Source organism: Flaviramulus sp. (assembly GCF_982512915.1).
In genome coordinates, this window is the sequence record NZ_CEWOCJ010000003.1 from 204,622 (window position 1) to 225,405 (window position 20,784).

Here is a 20,784-nt window from a genome sequence, read left to right on the forward strand (position 1 = left end):
TAATCTATAAAAGTGTATTAAAAAAATGCGAACTTAATAGTTCGCATTTTTTTTAAGTATTTTGCATAAACTCCTCGCATTTATCAACCATATTTTTACTACCACAAATAAAAGGCACACGCTGGTGTAATTCGGTGGGTTCTATATCCATAATTCTTGTAAAACCATCACTTGCTTTACCATTTGCCTGTTCAGCTAAATATGCCATAGGATTGCATTCATAAAGCAAACGTAATTTACCATTAGGATTTTTCGCGCTTTGCGGATATAAATAAACACCTCCTTTTATCATGTTTCTATGAAAATCAGATACTAGAGAACCTATATATCTAGAAGTATACGGTCTATCATCTTCTTCTTTTTGACAATATTTAATATAATTTTTTATCCCTTGAGGGAAATCGAAATAATTACCTTCGTTTACAGAGTAGATACTTCCATCTTCAGGAAATTGCATGTTAGGGTGAGATAAATAAAATGAACCTATTGCAGGATTTAAAGTAAAGCCATTCACACCATCTCCTGTGGTATAAACTAACATAGTTGATGTGCCATAAACAACATAACCAGCAGCAACTTGTTGATTACCTTTTTGTAAAAAATCTTTTAGAGTTACAGGCGTTCCAACTGGAGTTACCCGTCTGTAAATTGAAAAAATAGTTCCAACTGAAACATTTACATCAATATTCGATGAGCCATCTAAGGGATCAATTAAAACAATATATTTGTTTTGATGATTTTCATCTTGACTGTTAATAGAAATAAAATCGTCCTCTTCCTCACTAGCAATACCACAAACAATGTTTCTATTTGTTAAAGTTTGTATAAACTTTTCGTTAGCATAAACGTCTAGTTTTTGTTGGTCTTCACCTTGAATATTGGTATCCCCTGCTGCTCCAATTATATCTACTAAACCAGCTTTATTTACCTCATGGTTTACTACTTTAGCTGCTAATCTGATAGAATTTATAAGACTTGATAATTCTCCTGAGGAATATTTAAAAGAAGCTTGGTTTTCAATTATAAATTCTCCTAAGGTTTGTTTTTTGTGAGTCATAAATTTGATGATTTGTTAGTACAAATTAACATATTTTTTTAACGAACTACAACGTTTTCGTTGTTGAATAATGAATTATTGAACTTTAAACTATATTTGAAGTAATTTTTAAGAAATATGAATTTTATAATACGTAATGCTATTAAATCGGATATGCAACAAGTGCATAATTTAATAAAAGAACTTGCAATATTTGAAAAAGAACCTGATGCTGTAGAGGTAACTATTGAAGATTTAGAAAAGGATGGCTTTGGAGAACATCCTGCTTTTCACTGTTTTGTTGCAGAAGTGAACTCCAAAATTGAAGGTATTGCTTTAATTTACAATAGGTATTCTACCTGGAAAGGCAAAATATTACATTTAGAAGATTTGGTGGTTAGTCAATCTATGAGAGGTACAGGGATTGGTTCTGCTCTTTTAGATGAAGTTGTAAAATATGGCCATCTATTGGGGGTGAGAAGAATAAATTGGGAAGTGCTTGATTGGAATGAGCCTGCTATAGCTTTTTATGAGAAAAAAGGAGCCCATGTTATGCGTGATTGGGATGTAGTACAATTAAGCGAGCAAGCTATAAAAAATTATATTTCAAAATTATAAGATGCAAGTATTTAAGTTTGGTGGAGCTTCTGTAAAAGATGCTAATGGTGTAAAAAATTTAGTATCAGTTTTACAAAAAGTTGGTTTTAAAAATACGCTTATTGTCATTTCGGCAATGGGTAAAACCACTAACGCTTTAGAAATTGTAATTAAAAATTATTTCGAAAATAAAAAAGCGCTACAAAGTTCTGTACAAGATGTTAAAGAATATCATAATGAAATACTTTTAGATTTATTTGAAAACGAAAATCATCACGCTTTTAAAAAAACTACTTCATTATTTAATGAATTAGATACGTTTCTAAAAAGCAATAAATCGCCAGATTATAATTATGTTTATGACCAAGTTATTGGTTTTGGAGAACTTGTTTCAACTACCATCATCAGCGAATATTTAAATCAAGTTGGCATACAAAATAATTGGCTAGATGTCAGAGATTTTATCAAAACCGATAGCTATTATAGGCGTGCTAATATAAATTGGGATATCACTCAAACTTTAATTACTACCAATTTTAATACCTCTATTTTAAATATTACTCAAGGTTTTTTAGGTAGTGATGATAACAATTTTACAACTACTTTAGGAAGAGAGGGAAGTGATTATACTGCAGCCATTTTTGCTTATTGTTTAAATGCAGAACATGTAACCATTTGGAAAGATGTACCTGGAGTATTGAATGCAGACCCTAGATATTTTGAAAACACTAAACTCTTAAATAAAATATCTTATACTGAGGCTATAGAATTGGCTTTTTATGGTGCCTCTGTTATTCACCCAAAAACATTACAACCGCTTCAAGGCAAAGAGATACCACTATATGTAAAATCTTTTTTAAACCCAGAAAATAATGGTACCCGTATTGGTAAAAATGTGACTTTAGAACCTATGATTCCTTGCTTTATTGTAAAGAAAAATCAAGTGTTAATTTCGTTATCTTCCTTAGATTTCTCTTACATAGTTGAAGAAAATATCAGTGAAATTTTCAATTTATTACATCTTTATAAAATGAAAGTAGATGTAATTCAAAATTCCGCCATAAGCTTCTCTGTTTGTGTAGATAATTTATATAATAATCTAGATAAATTAATACATCATTTAAAAGCAAAATTTAAAGTATCTTACAACGAAAACGTGTCGCTTTACACTATTCGGCATTATACTGAAGCTTCTATTAAACAAATTGAAGTAGGTAAAACCATATTACTAAAACAATTAACACAACAAACCGTTCAAGTAGTAACTGAATAAACAATTTACTACATTTGCATCCATGAGTAAAGAGCCCAATTTAGGTTTAGTAACAGCAAAAGAAGTCGCCAAAGCTATTCAATTAGATAAGTATGGTTTTTTTGGCACTTTTGTTGGATGGCTACTCATGAAACTCCTTAAAATATCTACCTTAAATAAATTTTATAAACGCAATAAACATCTTCAAGGAATAGATTTTTTAGATAGTATTTTAGAAGAATTTAAAATTAAATTTGAAATTCCTGAAGAAGACTTAAAACGGCTTCCAAAAGATGGTGCATATATTACAGTATCAAACCATCCTCTTGGTGGAATAGATGGTATTTTACTTTTAAAATTAATGTTGGAACAGCGCAGTGATTTTAAAATAATTGCAAACTTTCTGCTTCACAGAATAGAACCTATGAAACCTTACATTATGCCTGTAAATCCTTTTGAGGACAGGAAAGATGTAAAATCAAGTTTAGCAGGCTTTAAAAACTCCATTTTACATTTAAGAGATGGGCACCCACTTGGTATTTTCCCTGCTGGTGAAGTTTCTACTTACCGCGATGGAAAATTAGTGGTTGATAGACCTTGGGAAGAAGCAGCCATGAAATTAGTTAAAAAAGCAGAAGTCCCCGTAGTTCCCATTTATTTTCATGCAAAGAATAGCAAACTTTTTTATAAACTCTCTAAAATTAATGATACGTTCCGTACAGCTAAATTACCATCTGAAGTTTTAACTCAAAAAAGACGCACCATAAAAGTTAGAATAGGAAAACCAATCTCGGTAAATGATCAAAAAGAGTATGAAACCTTAGCTGAATTTTCAGAATTTTTAAGACGGAAAACCTACATGTTATCTAATGCTTTTGAAGACAAACCAAAAATATTAGACAACTTACAATCCACACTAAAAACACCAAAAACCCCTAAACGCATCATTACACCTGTACAAACAGAATTGATGATGAAGGAGGTAGAGGCCCTTAGAAAAGACGATTTAAGACTTTTAGAAAGTAAAAATTACGAAGTTTTTTTGGCTCAAGCCAATAAAATTCCTTTTATTCTTCGTGAAATAGGGCGTTTACGCGAAATTACCTTTAGAGAAGTTGGCGAGGGCACCAATGAAGCTATTGATTTAGATGCTTTTGATAATTATTATCACCACATGTTTCTTTGGGATAGCGAAAATAATGTGCTTGCTGGAGCTTACAGAATGGGCTTAGGTTCTAAAATTTTCGAGCGTTATGGGATCGATGGGTTTTATCTTCAAGATTTATTTAGGTTTGAACCAGAACTTTATAAAATGATGAGTCAATCTATCGAAATGGGACGCGCTTTCATCATTAAAGATTACCAACAAAAACCCATGCCTTTATTTTTACTATGGAAAGGTATTGTACACATCACGCTTCGCTACCCAGAACATAAATATTTAATTGGAGGTGTAAGTATAAGTAATCAGTTTTCAAATTTCTCAAAATCATTGATGGTGGAGTTTATGAAATCTCATTATTACGACCCTTATATTGCGCAATATGTGCGTCCTAAAAAAGAGTTTAAAGTAAAGCTAAAAGACGCCGATAAGGATTTTGTTTTTGATGAAGCTGAAGCAGATTTGAATAAGTTTGATAAGTTTATTGATGAAATAGAACCAGGTGCCTTACGCTTACCAGTATTACTTAAAAAATACATAAAACAAAATGCCAGATTAGTGGCCTTTAATGTAGATCCTCTATTTAACAACTCGGTTGATGGGTTGATGTATATCAAAATTGCCGATTTACCAGAGAGTACCGTTCGCCCGGTTATGGAAGAATTTCAAGCAGAATTGGAACGCAAGTTTATGGAAAAAAATGGTGGTTAAACCGCAGCCAGTAGTGTTATAAAAATCAATGTTAACTTCGGTATTTGAGCCACTGATTTATCAATCTATTACTTAAAACATCCATTTTACGGGAAACCCGTAACCCATTTTGCGTTTTTCGATAAAAAGCGGATTTTTTTATAAAAAAAGTTGCATTTTCTTATTTTTTTTTTGTTTGAAATGTCTTAAACTTAATTTTTAATCAAAGCCGATAGAAAAGTGGTTTTAGGCAACCAGAGTACTCTATAACTAGCGCTAGTTTTTATTTTCTCCCTAACTATTACATAGCGCATTTAAAACAACAACGGCTTTGTTGTTTTGTGCATCGGCTTTATATTTTTCGGCTTTAAAATTCGGCTAACAATGTTTAACCAACCCAAATACATATTAAAAGTAAATGTATGGGTTTAAAATTTTAGAAATTATGAGAAAATATTTATTACATTGATTGTTTTTTCACTGATGTTTTGCAAATGCAACCTCTACACGAAAAATCCTTTTTTCAGATATTGATTGTGAAGAACAGGTATACAACACAGTTACCCAAGCTATAAATAGTGAACTATTTTCACTTGAAGAAATTGAATGGATTTCACAGGCGGCATTAGCTATCTATTGCTATGGTTATACACTAGATGAAGTTATTGGAGCTCAACGATAAATTCAGCCAAATATTTAAAAACAAAATCTGCTGTTTTGAAACAGCAGATTACAATATTATTTTATGAAAATTTTTATTCTTGTAATAACGTGTTTAGTTTTTATTAATGTTAAAATTAGCAAAAATGATTTGTCTGGATTAATAGTTTACGGATACCAAAGAAATTATATTCCAAAAGAAGAAAAAGAAAAAGCCAAAGAGCTTTACAATTTGCTAGACCAAATGAATAAAAGTGCAAAAGATTTAAATTTTGAGCTAATGTTTAATTCAAATGAATCTATTTTTAAATTAGAAAATCAAATGGAAAACGATTTAGATCCATTATCTATTTCTTATGCAAAAAATATGATTTCAAAAGGAATGTGTTACTACAATATTGAAGAAGATATGATATTGCGACAAACAGATATATATGGTGATAAGACACTTATAAAATCATCACCTAAAAAGTTTAAATGGAAACTATTTAAAGAGAACAAACAAATAGGATCTTATTTATGCTACAAAGCAACAACTATTGTTTCTAAGCAAAGCATAGGGAAAAGTAAAACTTTTATTATTGAAGCATGGTATTGCCCCGAAATACCATTACCCTATGGACCCAATGGGTATAACGGTCTTCCTGGGATAATTCTAGAATTAAAGGACTCAAACTATACATATTTTGCAAAAACATTAAAAATAGAACCAAATAAGAATTATAAAATAGAACCTCCCAAATCAGATAAAATTATTAGTGAGATTGAACACGAAGGGAATTTGATAAAAAGATACGGAAATTGATTTTTTTTAAAATAAAAATTCTTACGATAATTTTATTTTTTTATTTTTTTTGTAAAAACAATCTGTGTTATGCTCAAAAAATAGTTGTTTCCGGCAAAGTAACAGACACATTACAAACCCCATTATCTTACGTCAACATTCTTGCCATACCAGAAAATGATAACGAAGCGGTTACTTTTGCCATAACCCAAGAAAACGGTACTTACAAATTAGGCTTAAGTAAAAACCAAACTTATAATGTTACAGTTAGCTATTTAGGGTTTAAACAGCAAACGGTTAGTATAACAACTACCAATCAAGACCTTTTTAAAGACTTTGTATTAAAAGAAAACCCAGACCAGCTTGATGAAGTGACTTTAAACTACACGCCACCAATAACTGTAAAAAAAGACACCATTACCTACAAAGTAGATGCTTTTGTAACTGGTGAAGAGCGCAAACTACGAGAAGTGCTTAAAAAATTGCCTGGTGTAGAGGTTGACAAAGCAGGCAATGTGATGGTGCAAGGTAAAAAAGTAACCAAAGTATTGGTTGAGGATAAAACCTTTTTTACAGGAGATAGTAAACTGGCTGTAAACAATATACCCGCCGATGCGGTTGATAAAGTAGAAATTCTAGACAACTACAACGATGTTGCTATGTTAAAAGGTTTGCAAGATACCGAAGATATGGCAATGAACATTAAACTAAAAGAAGACAAAAAGAAATTTGCCTTTGGCGATGTTGAAGTTGGTGCAGGCATTAAAGACCGTTATTTAGTGCATCCAAACTTATTTTATTACAGCCCAAAAACCAATGTTAATTTTATTGGCGACCTAAATAACCAAGGTATTAAAAGTTTTAGCTTTCGCGATTATTTAGAGTTTGAAGGTGGTTTTAATAAACTCATGAACGATGCTGGCAGTTATTTTAGTCTATTTAACAGCGATTTTGCGCAGTATTTAAACAATCAAGATTATACGGCAAACACCAACCAGTTTGGTGCTTTAAACATCAGGCAATCTATAAATAACGTTACCGATATTAGTGGCTACGTTATAACTTCTAAAAGTAAAACAGAAACGCAAAGCGAAACTTTAAACGAATACGTTAACGTTCAAAATCCTTTTTTTGAAGAACGAACCGTAAACAATAACCTCAACAACTTTTTTACCATTGGTAAATTAACATTAGATTACGACCCAAGTTTTAATGAAGATTTTGCGTATAATAGTTTTATAAAACTAACTAATAATGATAGTAATGGTTTTATTACTACCATAAACCCCAATCAAAATAACAGCATTTCTACCTTAACCGATGTCGTGGGCATCAACTTAAAACAAAACGTAAATTACAGCCGTAAACTTTCAAAAGACCATACCCTAACTTTAGAAGCTACATACAACTTCCAAAACGATAAACCTCTTACCGAATGGCTTACTAACAGGCAAATTTTGCAAGGTTTAATTCCTTTAGTTAACGATACGTTTTATAATATTTTTCAAACTAAAAAATCGAATTCACATAGCTTTAATGCCATTATAAAAGATTATTGGGTACTAAACAACTTTAACCATTTTTACACAAGTGTAGGCTTAAATACTGCCTTTAGTAGTTTTTTTAATGAAGATTTACAGAAACTTTCAAATGGTAACACCAATAACTTTAATACCAATGGTTTTGGAAATGACTTTGGGTATAACTTCGTAGATACGTTTATGGGTTTAGAATATAAGTTTCAAATAGGTATTGCAACCTTTAAACCCATGTTATATTATCATTTTTACAATTGGAATACAAAACAATTTCAAGACACCTTTTCTAATAATAAGGCTTTATTATTACCGCAGTTTACAACAAAAATAGAGTTTAATAACAGCGAAAAAATAAACTTTAAATATGCCTTAAATGCACGTTTCCCGAGTATTGAACGGTTAGCTAATAACTTTATACTTTCTAGTTTTAATAGCGTTTTTAAAGGCGATACCACATTAGAGAATCAATTATATCATACCGTAAGTTTAAGCTATTATAAGTTTAGTTTGTTTAAAAACTTAAATCTTAATTTAAACACGAGCTTTAACAAAAAGGTAAAGCATTTTAAAAATGTTACACAACTAAATGGTATCAATCAATTTAATACTCAAATATTATTTAATGAACCCGAATACAACTGGTCTGTTAGTGGCGGAATATCTAAAAAAATCAATAAAATAAAATATAACTTTAGAAGCCGTTTTAATTACAATGATTTTTACCAGATTTTGAATGATGCTACTAATTTGAATATTTCAAAATCTATTTCTTCAACAATAAGTGCTGAAACTTCTTTTAAAAATCATCCCAATATTGAGGTAGGTTACACAAAAGACTTCAATAATTATCGCTCTTTTAATTTGATTAATAATTTTGAAAACGACCGATTATTTGTAATTCTGGAATATGATTTTTTAAAAGATTTTATTTTCAAAGCAGATTATAGTTTTGATAATTATACAAATAAAAATAACGGTATAGATAATTCATTTGATACGGCAAATATGTCGTTATTTTATCAAAAAGAAGATACGCCTTGGGGTTTTGAAATTAATGCCATCAATCTTTTTGATTTAACATTTAAACAACAAAACGCCTTCAGTAATTTTTTAATAAGCGATAGTAAAACATTTATTCTACCAAGAATTATTATGTTTAAAATTTCTTATAAATTGTAAAACATCCGTTATATTAATTCAAACTCGTAAAAACATACTTCATTTCGGTTGCTATTTGCAAACTTCTATTAAAATACACTTCAGTTTGTTTATTGGTTCCATCAGATATTTTCGGATCCTCGTAAGTTATAGCTATCCGCTTATCACAACCTAAAACAATAGGGCAACCTTTGTCTGCAGAAGAGCAAGTCATGATGGCTGCAAATTCTGAATTTGGGTTGAAAGCATCTGCAAACTGTTTTGAGAAAGCAATAATTGAAGTATCATTATCAGAAAACTTTATACTATAAACCGGATTATTACCTTCTGATAATTTAGAAATTTTAAAACCCTGACTTATTAATGTTTCTCCTATTTTTGGAAACATGGCGGTTGCTTCTGTTCCGCCTGAATAACATGACACTTTATTAATCCCAAAATATGCTGCCATTGTTTGTGCCCAAACTTGAGACAAATGGCTACGGCGCGAATTATGTGTGCATATAAAATTTAAACGGATGGGCTTATGGTTTTTAATTTTGTCATTTATGTAATGTATTAAAGGCTTAAGAACGGCTTTTCGGTCATCAGAAATGACTTTAGTATCTAAGGCACTAATACTTTTAGATAGTGTTTCAAACATTTATTTATTATTTATAATTAACAACAATTACCATCTGGATTACAACTTGGATCATTTCCTTGTAAAACTGGTTCTGAAACTTCAGTAATTCCACAAGCTTCTTTTGCCTTACAATCTGTTTTTTCAATGGCTAATTTAAATATTAAATTATGACCTTGTATTTCGAAATCGTTAACAAACAATTGCGCCGTATGGAAGTTAGCATTACTATATTCAAACTTAACCTCAGCATCTAAAACATAAGCTTTCATTTTTCCTACTTTTTTTAAAATACCTAAGGCTTTATAAACTGACATATAATCTGTTTTATCTAATTCGCTTGTGCTTTCCCATAGTTGAATAATGGTTTCTTTCCAAGCATCAGTTTGAGCTCCACAATCAACGGAATCAATTGTGATGTGCTTTACTTCTGTGATGTGGTAATTTGCTCCTACTAACTGGTTTGGTGCATATTCAAATAGTAAAGATTTACTAATATGCGATTCTAATATTTTAAAAAATTCTTGTGTTTTCATGATGTTTTTAAATTAAATAATGGTTACTAAATAAACAATGACAACAAATTTTAGTTAACAACAATTAGATTTAGTTGAATTAAAAAAAGCATTTAATTGGGTTTGTAACGCTGTCCAACGTTCAATATCAATACAATAACACATGCTTTTACCTTCTAATTCGCCTTTAAGTAAACCTATACTTTTTAATTCTTTTAAATGCTGAGAAATGGTTGGTTGCGCCAAACCAATTTCCTCAACTAAATCGTTACATATACAAGCGTTTTGATTACTAATGTATTGTAAAATAGCAACTCTTGCCGGATGACCTAATACTTTAAAAAATTGTGCTAAATCGTTTTGTTGCTCAGTAAATATTTCTGTTTTTGTTAAGCCCATTTATAATAATTATATATTGCAATATTACGATAATAAAGTGAATATAAAAAGTCAAAAAACTTTTTTTGACTTTTTATATGATTGTGATTGATTTTAGAACCAAGGTTTTTTTCCTACTTGATAGGTGTTATAAAATTCCTCATCAGACTTCGTTAAATAAACAATACCTTCTATTAAGCCTATAACTCCAGTAATACCAGCACCTAAACCACATGTAATAAATCCTAAAACAAAGGTTAAAACTAGTAAAATTATACCTTCTTTGTTATACCCTAATACAAATTTATGTACGCCTAATGATCCTAATAAAATAGCCAAAACGCCTGCCAATATTTTTTTATTTTCACCTGTTACGTTTTCAAATGTTTCTTTAGCATTATCAGCAAACTCAGAAGCAGATTCTTTCGCTTCATTTGCAAATTCTTTTGCTTTTTCTTTAGCCTCTTTAGCTATTTCTTCAGCTTTATCAGCAGCTTTTTTTGCACCTTCTTTAGCATCGCCTAACATGTCATTTAGATCGTCGCTTAAACTTTTTTCGTCAGACATAATTTTTAGTTTTGATTTGTTTTTTAAAAGTAATAAAAATAAACTTCATTACTAACTATGTGTCTTTCAAATTAAAAGAACGTTACAAAATAAATTATCTGAATAATAAAATAATACCACCTATAGCCGTTACAATTAAAATAAAACGTCTGTAATTTAAATTGGATATTCGTTTAACAATAGACACTCCAACAAAAAAACCTATAATAACCATAGGAATTAAAATAGTATTTAAAGCTAAAGATTCTACTGAAACGGTTTTCCAAACAAAGAAGTGAAATGGTAATTTAAAAACATTAATGATAAAAAATAACCAAGCAGCCGTACCAATAAATTCGTTTTTTGGAAAACGCATAGCTAAAAAATAAATGTTTGAAACTGGACCTGCCAAATTACCTATCATGGTTGTAAAACCTGCCAAAAACCCTGTGATATATGCAAACCATTTATTAGTTGGTACTTTATTAGTATTTCGGATTTCTGTGAAAAACATAATGATTACTGAGACAATTATAATAACTGCCATAAGTCTTTTAAATAAGATTTCGGAAACATCATTACCAATCCAAACACCTACTAAAACTCCAACAATCATCCAGGGTATTAATTTTTTAATAATATGCCATTGAGCATGCCTATTATAATAAATAACTGCAAAAATATCGGCACAAATTAACATGGGTAGTAATATCCCAGTTGATGCTTTCTCACCAAAAACAAAGGCCAAAATTACTACAATAATAATCCCAATACCTTTTATTCCAGACTTAGATAACCCTAATAAAAAAACAGCAAAACCAATGGCAACCCATTGTAACGAAGTTAATTGATAAGATTGAAGTATCTGTATGTAAGTCAATAGTAGTTTTTTAAAGCTACTAATTTACAAAAACGCACTATCAAGAGGTTTGCAAAGTTCAATTTTATTACCATCGTTATCTAATATCCATCCAGATATTATTTTGGTATTATTACTTTTAATACCATTTACCAAACCAAATTTTATAAAGTTAACAAAATTTTGCTTTTATCTTATCTACAATGGTTTGAGCTAATTTTTCTTTACTTTCTATTGTCCAACCTGCAACATGAGGTGATATTAAAACGTTTTCTGATTTAATTAAATATTGAAACGCTTCTGGCATTTCTGAAGAAAATAAACTCTCAAATGAGGCCTTTTCATACTCTAAAACATCAAGTCCTGCTCCTAAAATTTTGCCTGATTTTAAAGCTGAAACTAGATCTTCCGTCACCACACTTTTTCCTCGAGCGGTATTAAAAAACCAAAACGGTTTTTGAAACTGATTGATAAAATCTGAATTTATCATCTTTAAGGTTAGGGGAGTTTGTGGGGTATGTAAACTGACTACATCTACTTGTTTTTGAAATTCTTTTAGCGAAACTTGTTTTGCGTTTTCATCTCCTACATGTTCTTTAATATCATAACATAAAACGGCAACATCAAAGCCTTTTAATTTTTTAGCAAAGGCTTTACCCATGTTGCCATACCCAATTAAGCCTACAATTTTACCATCAAGCTCTAAACCTCTATTCTCTTCTCGTAACCATTTGCCTTGTCTAACCTCGGTATCTGCTTTGTTAAGCTTATTAAATAATGATAATAACATACCCAGTGTGTGTTCACCAACAGCATTACGGTTACCTTCAGGTGCAGCTATAAGCTCAATACCTTTTGAAAAGGCGTAATCACAATCAATATTCTCTAAACCAGCTCCCACTCTTCCAATAAATTTAAGATTAGTTGCAGCATCCAAAAATTGTTTATCGATAGTAAAACGACTTCTTAAAACAATACCATCGTAATTTTGAATTTTAGATTCGATGTCTTCTTTTGAAGATGTGTAATCTTCATGGTTTGTAAAGCCTAAATCGTTTAATTGATTAATTAAAAATTTATGATTAGTATCGAGATGAAGAATTTTCATTGGTGTAATTTAGGTTATAAAATTACGAAGTTTTGCGTTAGCGATTGCAGTGAAAATCCTTTTGCTTTTTTGCAAAAGATTATAACGGAAAGCGCGACCCAAAGGGTAACGCCCGAATTATTATATACCTAAAATTAATTTTGCTATCCAGAAATAGATAAGAATGCCAAAGATATCGTTACTTGTTGTTATAAAAGGCCCTGTTGCAATGGCTGGATCTATACCGCGTTTATTTAAAAATAAAGGTACAAAAGTGCCTATTAAACCTGCTACAATAATAACTATTATTAATGAAATTGATATGGCTAAGGCTGTATTTGCGTTGCCTTGTGTAACCCAAACAAATACAAATAAAAAAAGTGCTAAAATAAAACCGTTAAGTGCGGCGAGTAACATTTCTTTAATTAACCGGCTATTGATACTTCCTTTTACATCATCATTTGCTAAACCTTGGACGATTATGGCGCTTGATTGAACCCCTACATTACCTGCCATAGCCGCAATTAATGGTGTAAAGAAAAATAAAACTGCATATTTTGAAAAGGCTTCTTGAAAACCTTCCATAATTAAAAAAGCACCAACACCACCAACTAATCCTAAAAATAGCCATGGCAAGCGTGCTTTTGTTAGTTGTAAAATACTATCATCAGCCTCTACATCGCCCGTAATACCTGCTGCCATTTGATAATCTTTATCGGCTTCTTCTTTTAAAACATCTACAATATCATCTATAGTAATACGGCCTACAAGTGTTTTATTTTCATCTACTACAGGGATGGCTTCTAAATCGTATTTTGCCATAACTCTGGCTACTTCTTCAACATCTTCATCTACTTTTACGTAGTCGACATTTGAATTAGAAATTTCAGAAATTTTTTGATCACTTTTAGCAATTATAAGGTCTTTTAATGATAAACGACCAATCAACTTTTCCTGCTTATCTACTACATAAATAGAGTGCACTCTGGTTACATCTTTTGCTTGCCCTCTAATTCTTCGCATACAACCTGCAACGGTCCAGGTTTCGTAAACCTTAACTAGCTCTTTAGCCATTAAACCTCCTGCTGTATCTTCATCATAAGCTAAAAGCTCTCTAATTTCAGCTTGGTGTTCTGCATCTTCTATATTTGAAATAACTTCTTGCTGCCGCGCTTCTGGTAATTCTGAGATAATATCAGCAGCATCATCGGTATCTAACTCTTCAATTTCTTCAGCAATTTCTTTTGCTGATAGATTTCTTAGAACTTTTTCCCGGTTATCTTCATCCATCTCCATAAGGATGTCTGAAGTGGTTTCGGAATCTAGAAGTTTTATGATATACATAGCCTCTTCTAGATTTAATTCATCTAAAATTTCGGCAATATCAGCATAATGAAAGTCGTCTAAAAGCTTATGTAACTCCTTATTGTTTTTTGATTCAATAAGTTTCTCAACTTGCTCTACGAGTTCATCTGTAAGTTGGAATTGTATGTTTTCTTTTTCTTCTAACAAATTGAAAACTTAAAAAGGGTTAACTATCTTTTTCTATTAATTGAGTGAGCTCAATAAACTCTTGAACATTTAATTGTTCGGGACGCTTGTCAAATATACTATTTGCTTTTAAATTATCGGATAAATTAAAAGTTTTTAAGCTATTACGAATTGTTTTTCGACGTTGTTGAAACGCTGTCTTTACGGTTTTAAAAAATAACTTTTCATCACAAGGTAAAGTGAAATTATCTTTTCTTATAAGTCTTAAAACGCCTGAATCTACTTTTGGTGGTGGTGTAAAAACATTTGGAGACACTGTAAATAAATATTCTGCATCATAAAAAGCTTGAACTAAAACTGATAAAATGCCGTAAACTTTACTTCCTTCTTTTGAACAAATCCGTTCTGCAACTTCTTTTTGAAACATGCCTGAAAATTCAGGAATTTGATGACGAATCTCTAATGTTTTAAATACAATTTGACTTGAAATATTATAAGGAAAATTACCAATAATAGCTAATGGTTCGTCTTTAAAAACGGTATTTAAATCGTATTTTAAAAAATCTTTTTCTATAATTCGAGGTGCCAGTGTTAAGTAATTAGCCTGAAGATATTCTACAGATTCTGAATCAATTTCTATAACATACGTATTGGCATCTTTTTTTAATAAATACTTAGTAAGTACTCCCATACCTGGGCCAATTTCCAAAATATTTTGATACCCTTTTAAGGTTAAGGTATCTGCAATTTTTTGTGCTACCATTTCATCATTTAAAAAATGCTGTCCAAGATGTTTTTTTGCTTTTACTTGATGATGGTTGGAGTTGTTTGACACAGATAGAGGGTATTAAAACGCTAAGATAAACTATAAAAATGGATTCCTGTGTTTACTGGAATGACAAGGCTAATTGAAGTTTACTGTATACTCATCAATAATTTCAAGTTCGGTTCTAAAAGCTAACATTTTATCGGCAAACTTTTTTAAGCCTTCGCCTCTAAGTCTTTCTGCATCTTCTTTATAATATGCATCTAAAGCTTCTCTGGAATATGTCCTGTATTGCACAGAGTATGTAACGCCTCCCAAATCTTCTTCAACTAAAACTCTTGTAAGTGTCGCTTTTTCAAATTTACCAGTTGCTAAAACTTGTGGAATATGCTCTTTAATCCAAAGTAGCCATTCTTTATGAATACTTTCGTCAATATTTACCGTTACATTGTATATATACATAGCTATAAATTTATTGCAAATAACAGAAGTTCTTTTTCATCATCAAAAGGTTTTATTGTTTTTTGAAAATTCAAGCCTAACTTTTCTAATAATTTTATTGATTTTGTATTAGCAGAAGTTGTGATTGCTAAGAGTTTTTCTAATTTAAAATGATTTTTTGCAAGTTTTATAACTTCTTGAGAGGCTTCAAAACCAAAGCCTTTACCTTCATATTCTGGTAAAAAAGCAAAACCTAAATCTACGTCATCTAAGGTATCTCTTTTAATAAGTCCGCAAGTGCCAATGGGTTTATTATTTTCGTCTTTTAGTAACACTTTATAAAACCCAAACCCAAAATCTTTATAGCTTTGAAGATGACCTTCAGAGATTCGTTTTTCTGCATCAGAAATTGTTTTTGTGTGTCTATCTCCAATAAACTTAATCCAATTTGGAGCATTTACTAGTTCTAGAAAAAACGTGGCATCTTCTATTAAAAATTTTGAAATAATGAGACGTTTGGTTTCTGCTATTATCATTTAAACTAATTTATGGCATCACCACGTAATAATCTAAATCGTTTTCTTGCTTCTACAAAATAAATGCTGTCTGCATGATTAAAGATAATTTGCTCATAGAGTTGTTTTGCCTTTTCGGGAAGATTTAATTGCTTTTGATAAATTTCAGCTAAATGATAATAAGCATCATCAATTAAAATACCGTCACTATAATTTTCAATAATAGTTTCGTAATTATCTTTCGCCTTTTCAAATTGAGATTTCATTTCAAATAATTGAGCTTGTTTGTATAATGCTTGTGCTATAATAGGCTCTGTTTTATGATCTTTCAAAATTTTATCTAACAATAAAATAGCCTCTTCGTTTCTATTTTGAAACGCCAATAAATCTGCTTTTGCATATAATTTTAAGGCCGATTGAAGAGAATCTTCATATTTATTATCTGATATAAGTAGTTTTAAATCGAGTGCATCATTAGCAATAAGTTGTGATGTTGAGGCTTTTAAGATTTTTAGTTGAGATTCTGCCCATTTAAAATCGCCTTTATAGTAACTTGCTTTAGCAACTTTAAAACGAGCTTCTTGAGAAATGGTGCTGTTTTTTAAATTGCGTTGTATTTGTGTATAATAAATTAATGCTTGATTAAACTTTTCTTGAAGTAATAAAATATCGCCTAATTCTAATTTCACTTTAGCCTTTTCTAATTCGTTGATTGGTAAAATTAAAATGTTTTCTAAAAAAGATGTTGCATCTTTTGTTTCGTTCATGTAAAAAGCCAAAAAGTGGGCATATGAGATTTGTAAATTCAATGTTTGAGTTTGTAAACCAAATATTTTAAAAAGCTCTAAATAGGTATTTTTTATAGTTATATACTGCTCTTTTGAGGATTCTTTTATTTGAAGTTGCAATAAGTTATTATGAGCTTCTAATTTAGTGTCTGAATCTTGAGCGTTTTCAGTTAAATACGTAAGTATTTCTTTAGCAGTCTCGTTTTCATTTTCGTTTAAAGTGATTAAAGCTAAATCTTCAATTCGGCTTAAGCTTTGTTGGTTTCTATTAAAAATTGCTTTTTCTTGGGTAAAGGCTTTATTAAAATCTTTTTGCTGAACAAAAAGCCAACTCAATAAATCATTCCATAATAAATTAGGTTGTTCTTGAATTTTTTTGAGTAGAATTTTTCTGAACAAAATATTATTACCACTAGTACTTTGTTCAGTTATAAAATCGTTTATTGAGCGCTTTATATCTCTAACTGTCGCAGGATTTACTTCAACAAAATTTATATAGCTATTAAACATTCTTTCAATATTACCTTGTTCACCGTAAATTTGAGCTAATTGTAAATTAAAATTAAAGTCGGGGTTTAAAACCATTGCATTTTCGTAGGCTATTATAGCTTCATCTAAAAGGGAATGATTTTGAAAACTTCTAGCTACAGAAAACACATTACTAGGTTTTGTATCGATACTTTCTAAAGCTTTTTTATAATAAACTTGTGCGTTTACTAAATCGTTTTTAAGTTGATAATTATAACCTAATTCAACAATAAATGCAGGGTAATTAATCCTTTCTAGTAAATTCTGTAAAAAACTTTCAGCCTCATCATATTGTTCTAATTCTTGATGGGTACTTATTATTTGATTAATATAATTAATGTTTGAAGTGGCATTTGAATATAACTTCTTATACTCAATAAGCGCTTTTTCGTATTCACCATTTTTAAAATATTCTTTAGCAATAATATCATTTTGTGATATAGCCGAACCAGAAATAAGAATACATAGTATTAAAAGAAATCTCATATTGTAAAGATAGCAAATGTGATTTTTACTATTTGTAAATATTATTATAAAAAATGCCCGAATAAAATTCGGGCACTAACCAACCAAAAATAATATGCTATTAACTAACGTTAATTTAAATACTCGAGATTGGGGACAGTCTTAAATTTCTGAATTACCAGAAATGACTATTAGCAAAAAAATCTTTTGTAAATACTTTACTGAATTTATTTAAAAAAACAAATTAACTATTTAGTTGCAACAACTGAAATTTTATTTTCAGACTTAATGATCTCAAAATCTGAAAATAATACTTTACTTGCAACAAAAATTAAAGTGATTAAAAGTACAATACGTTTAAAATTTTTCATTGGGTTAGTAGGTTACATATTTTTGGGACTACTAATTTGAAAAATATAAACTAAAACTCCAAAAGAAATGAATAAAAATGGTCAAACAACGAAATAAATTTGTATTTCGTCGATTAAAAAAACTTATTTTATAAAATTTGTAAGAATTTATTTTCTTTTATGGTTTTTGAAAAATAAAACTAATCTATAATTTTAAAACCTGTATAAGGTTGTAAAACCTCAGGTATTTCTATACCATTTTCTGTTTGATAATTTTCTAAAATTCCAGCTAAAACTCTTGGTAATGCCAAAGAACTACCGTTTAATGTATGTGCTAGTTCGTTTTTCCCTTCGCTATTTTTAAATCGAAGTTTTAAACGGTTTGCTTGAAATGTTTCAAAATTTGAAACAGAAGATATTTCTAACCATCTATCTTGCGCCGTTGAAAATACTTCAAAATCATAGGTTAATGCTGATGCAAAAGAGGTGTCTCCACCACATAAACGTAATATTCTATATGGAAGTTTTAATTCTTTTAAAATATCTTTTACATGATCAACCATTTCATCTAATGCTTGATAAGATTTTGTTGGATGTTCTACTCTAATAATTTCAACTTTATCAAATTGATGCAATCTGTTTAAACCTCTTACATGTGCTCCATAACTACCTGCCTCACGACGGAAACAAGGTGTATAACCAGTAATACCAATAGGTAAATCACTTTCATTTAAAACCACATCCCTAAAAATATTAGTCCCCGGTACTTCTGCGGTAGGTATTAAATACAAATTATCTTCAGTAATATGATACATTTGTCCTTCTTTATCTGGTAATTGCCCGGTGCCAAAACCAGAAGCTTCATTTACTAAATGTGGTAATTGGTATTCGGTATAACCAGCTGCTGTGTTTTTATCTAAAAAATAGGTTATTAAAGCACGTTGTAACTTCGCTCCTTTCCCTTTATAAACTGGAAATCCTGCTCCTGTAATTTTATTACCAAGCTCAAAATCTATAATGTCGTACTTTTTCGCCAACTCCCAATGAGGAAGTGCATTAGCATGCAATTTAGGAATTTCCCCAGCTGTAAAAATCTCTTCGTTATCTAACTCTGAATTTCCTCTTTTAACCAAATCGTTTGGGATATTTGGTATTTTATATAACAATTCGGTTAAAGCTTCTACTTTGTTATTTAATGCATCTGAAAGTTCTTTTGATACATCCTTTAAAAGAGCTGTTTTTTCTTTTAAAATATTAGCTTTTTGTGGTTCGCCAGATTTATATAAGTTTCCTATTTCTTTAGATAATGCATTAGATTCTGCCAATGTATTATCAAGTTCAGCTTGAATACGTCTTCTATCTTCATCAAAAGCTATAACATTATTTATCATTTCTGATGCATCCATGTTTCGCTTTTCAAGGCGTTTAATAACTAAATCTTTGTTTTCTCTAATAAAGGCAACTTGTAACATGTAAAAGGAATTTAAGAGACAAATTTAATGAATTGATAAGATATTTAAAGGGTTAAATGAAACTTAAATAAAATGAGTTTTTATATAAGCTAGTGCGGTTACCTCATCATTTGCTAATTGCATTTTTAAGGCTTCAATAGATTCGAACTTTTCCTCATCACGGATGCGATGTAACAAATCTATTTGAATTTTTTTATGGTAAATATCTTTATTAAAATTAAAGAAATGCACTTCTATGGTTTGTGAATTCCCATTTACTGTTGGATTGACACCAATATTCATCATACCATAAAATACGATATCACTCATTATGGATTTCACAATATAAACCCCTTGTTTAGGTATAATTTTGTAGTCCTCTGCTACATGAATATTCGCAGTAGGATACTGAATTTTTTTTCCTAAGCCTTTTCCCTTAACAACTGTTCCACTTAACATAAAATGATATCCTAAAAAACTGTTAGCTTTTTCAATGTCTCCCTCAATTAAAGCTTGCCTAATTTTTGTTGAACTTACCGAAACATCATCAATATCTTGAGCTGAAATTTCTTCAACATCAAAACTATAAGTATTCCCAAAAACTTTTAAATCATTTATGTCAGCATTTCTATTTCTTCCAAATCTATGGTCGTAACCTATAATCACTTTTTTAGCATTTAATTTTTCTACTAAAATTTGTTTTACAAAATCTTCGGCTGAAAGTCTCGAAAATTCTTTTGTAAACTTTTTAACAAGTAAATAATCTATCCCTAAAGCTTCTAAAATTTTGTAGCGCTCATCAATAGTATTTATAAGTTTAATGTTTGAATCTTTTTGCAAAACCATTCGTGGATGTGGAAAAAAAGTAAGTATAACAGACTTTAATCCATTTATTTTAGCAGTATTAATAAGACGTTTTATTATTTTTTGATGCCCTATATGAACACCATCAAAAGTACCAATGGTTACTACCGATTCTTTTTTATCGAAAGACTCTAATATGCTTTTTATTTTCAACGAAAATGCTTTTATGCAAAATTAGATATAATACCTATATAAAAAAAGGATACCATACACTTAGGGTTTTTTAACCTTAAATTGTTTT

At 30.1% G+C, this 20,784-nt stretch carries 20 protein-coding genes; 5 read left to right on the top strand and 15 right to left on the bottom strand.

The features are described from left to right. Nucleotides 1-52: 52 nt before the first annotated feature. The gene (fbp, locus tag AC1XJX_RS03595) at nucleotides 53-1,057 is read right to left on the bottom strand and encodes a class 1 fructose-bisphosphatase (RefSeq protein ID WP_482002593.1); all 1,005 of its coding nucleotides are present in this window, start codon (nucleotides 1,055-1,057) and stop codon (nucleotides 53-55) included. Nucleotides 1,058-1,174: 117 nt separating this feature from the next. Between fbp and AC1XJX_RS03600 the strand changes: the two genes are divergently transcribed. The 5 genes from AC1XJX_RS03600 (at nucleotide 1,175) to AC1XJX_RS03620 (ending at nucleotide 8,898) form a co-directional block, all read left to right on the top strand. Beyond that, nucleotides 1,175-1,654, top strand: a complete 480-nt coding sequence (locus tag AC1XJX_RS03600; protein ID WP_482002594.1) for an N-acetyltransferase family protein — start codon at nucleotides 1,175-1,177, stop codon at nucleotides 1,652-1,654. Between the two features lies 1 nt (nucleotide 1,655). After that, the gene (locus AC1XJX_RS03605; RefSeq protein ID WP_482002595.1) at nucleotides 1,656-2,906 is read left to right on the top strand and encodes an aspartate kinase; all 1,251 of its coding nucleotides are present in this window, start codon (nucleotides 1,656-1,658) and stop codon (nucleotides 2,904-2,906) included. Between the two features lie 22 nt (nucleotides 2,907-2,928). Continuing rightward, nucleotides 2,929-4,758 (top strand): GNAT family N-acyltransferase, encoded by a 1,830-nt coding sequence (locus AC1XJX_RS03610; RefSeq protein ID WP_482002596.1) that lies wholly within the window; start codon nucleotides 2,929-2,931, stop codon nucleotides 4,756-4,758. A gap of 724 nt (nucleotides 4,759-5,482) precedes the next feature. After that, nucleotides 5,483-6,202, top strand: coding sequence for a GLPGLI family protein (locus AC1XJX_RS03615; RefSeq protein WP_482002597.1), 720 nt, complete (start codon nucleotides 5,483-5,485; stop codon nucleotides 6,200-6,202). Continuing rightward, the gene (locus AC1XJX_RS03620; protein ID WP_482002598.1) at nucleotides 6,199-8,898 is read left to right on the top strand and encodes a carboxypeptidase-like regulatory domain-containing protein; all 2,700 of its coding nucleotides are present in this window, start codon (nucleotides 6,199-6,201) and stop codon (nucleotides 8,896-8,898) included. Before AC1XJX_RS03615 ends, AC1XJX_RS03620 begins: the two co-directional genes overlap by 4 nt. 13 nt (nucleotides 8,899-8,911) lie before the next feature. Here AC1XJX_RS03620 and AC1XJX_RS03625 read toward each other — a convergent pair whose 3' ends face one another. The 14 genes from AC1XJX_RS03625 to AC1XJX_RS03690 all read right to left on the bottom strand — a co-directional run bounded on the left by AC1XJX_RS03625 (nucleotide 8,912) and on the right by AC1XJX_RS03690 (nucleotide 20,696). After that, nucleotides 8,912-9,520 carry an arsenate-mycothiol transferase ArsC gene (locus tag AC1XJX_RS03625; protein ID WP_482002599.1) on the bottom strand — a complete coding sequence of 203 codons (609 nt, stop codon included), beginning with the start codon at nucleotides 9,518-9,520 and terminating at the stop codon, nucleotides 8,912-8,914. A gap of 17 nt (nucleotides 9,521-9,537) precedes the next feature. After that, nucleotides 9,538-10,035: a DUF6428 family protein gene (locus tag AC1XJX_RS03630; RefSeq protein WP_482002600.1), complete on the bottom strand. Its 498-nt coding sequence runs from the start codon at nucleotides 10,033-10,035 to the stop codon at nucleotides 9,538-9,540. Nucleotides 10,036-10,089: 54 nt separating this feature from the next. Beyond that, on the bottom strand, nucleotides 10,090-10,413 hold the full coding sequence (locus tag AC1XJX_RS03635) for an ArsR/SmtB family transcription factor (protein WP_482002601.1): 324 nt from the start codon (nucleotides 10,411-10,413) through the stop codon (nucleotides 10,090-10,092). A 93-nt stretch (nucleotides 10,414-10,506) separates the two neighbouring features. Beyond that, nucleotides 10,507-10,959, bottom strand: coding sequence for a TM2 domain-containing protein (locus tag AC1XJX_RS03640; RefSeq protein WP_482002602.1), 453 nt, complete (start codon nucleotides 10,957-10,959; stop codon nucleotides 10,507-10,509). Between the two features lie 94 nt (nucleotides 10,960-11,053). Beyond that, a complete protein-coding gene (locus tag AC1XJX_RS03645; protein ID WP_482002603.1) occupies nucleotides 11,054-11,818 on the bottom strand; it encodes a sulfite exporter TauE/SafE family protein in 765 nt (254 codons plus the stop codon). Nucleotides 11,819-11,969: 151 nt separating this feature from the next. After that, nucleotides 11,970-12,905 (bottom strand): 2-hydroxyacid dehydrogenase, encoded by a 936-nt coding sequence (locus tag AC1XJX_RS03650; protein WP_482002604.1) that lies wholly within the window; start codon nucleotides 12,903-12,905, stop codon nucleotides 11,970-11,972. Between the two features lie 120 nt (nucleotides 12,906-13,025). Continuing rightward, a complete protein-coding gene (mgtE, locus tag AC1XJX_RS03655) occupies nucleotides 13,026-14,396 on the bottom strand; it encodes a magnesium transporter (protein WP_482002605.1) in 1,371 nt (456 codons plus the stop codon). Between the two features lie 19 nt (nucleotides 14,397-14,415). Continuing rightward, nucleotides 14,416-15,210 (bottom strand): 16S rRNA (adenine(1518)-N(6)/adenine(1519)-N(6))-dimethyltransferase RsmA, encoded by a 795-nt coding sequence (rsmA, locus tag AC1XJX_RS03660; protein WP_482002606.1) that lies wholly within the window; start codon nucleotides 15,208-15,210, stop codon nucleotides 14,416-14,418. A 69-nt stretch (nucleotides 15,211-15,279) separates the two neighbouring features. Continuing rightward, nucleotides 15,280-15,603: a DUF4286 family protein gene (locus AC1XJX_RS03665; RefSeq protein WP_482002607.1), complete on the bottom strand. Its 324-nt coding sequence runs from the start codon at nucleotides 15,601-15,603 to the stop codon at nucleotides 15,280-15,282. A gap of 2 nt (nucleotides 15,604-15,605) precedes the next feature. After that, nucleotides 15,606-16,118 (bottom strand): GNAT family N-acetyltransferase, encoded by a 513-nt coding sequence (locus AC1XJX_RS03670; protein WP_482002608.1) that lies wholly within the window; start codon nucleotides 16,116-16,118, stop codon nucleotides 15,606-15,608. Nucleotides 16,119-16,123: 5 nt separating this feature from the next. Continuing rightward, a complete protein-coding gene (locus AC1XJX_RS03675) occupies nucleotides 16,124-17,899 on the bottom strand; it encodes a tetratricopeptide repeat protein (protein ID WP_482002609.1) in 1,776 nt (591 codons plus the stop codon). Nucleotides 17,900-18,126: 227 nt separating this feature from the next. Further along, on the bottom strand, nucleotides 18,127-18,249 hold the full coding sequence (locus tag AC1XJX_RS03680) for a hypothetical protein (RefSeq protein ID WP_482002610.1): 123 nt from the start codon (nucleotides 18,247-18,249) through the stop codon (nucleotides 18,127-18,129). Between the two features lie 179 nt (nucleotides 18,250-18,428). Next, entirely contained in the window at nucleotides 18,429-19,700 is a 1,272-nt protein-coding gene (gene serS, locus AC1XJX_RS03685; RefSeq protein WP_482002611.1) for a serine--tRNA ligase, read from the bottom strand. Nucleotides 19,701-19,763: 63 nt separating this feature from the next. Then, nucleotides 19,764-20,696, bottom strand: coding sequence for a bifunctional riboflavin kinase/FAD synthetase (locus AC1XJX_RS03690; RefSeq protein WP_482002612.1), 933 nt, complete (start codon nucleotides 20,694-20,696; stop codon nucleotides 19,764-19,766). Nucleotides 20,697-20,784 lie beyond the last annotated feature (88 nt).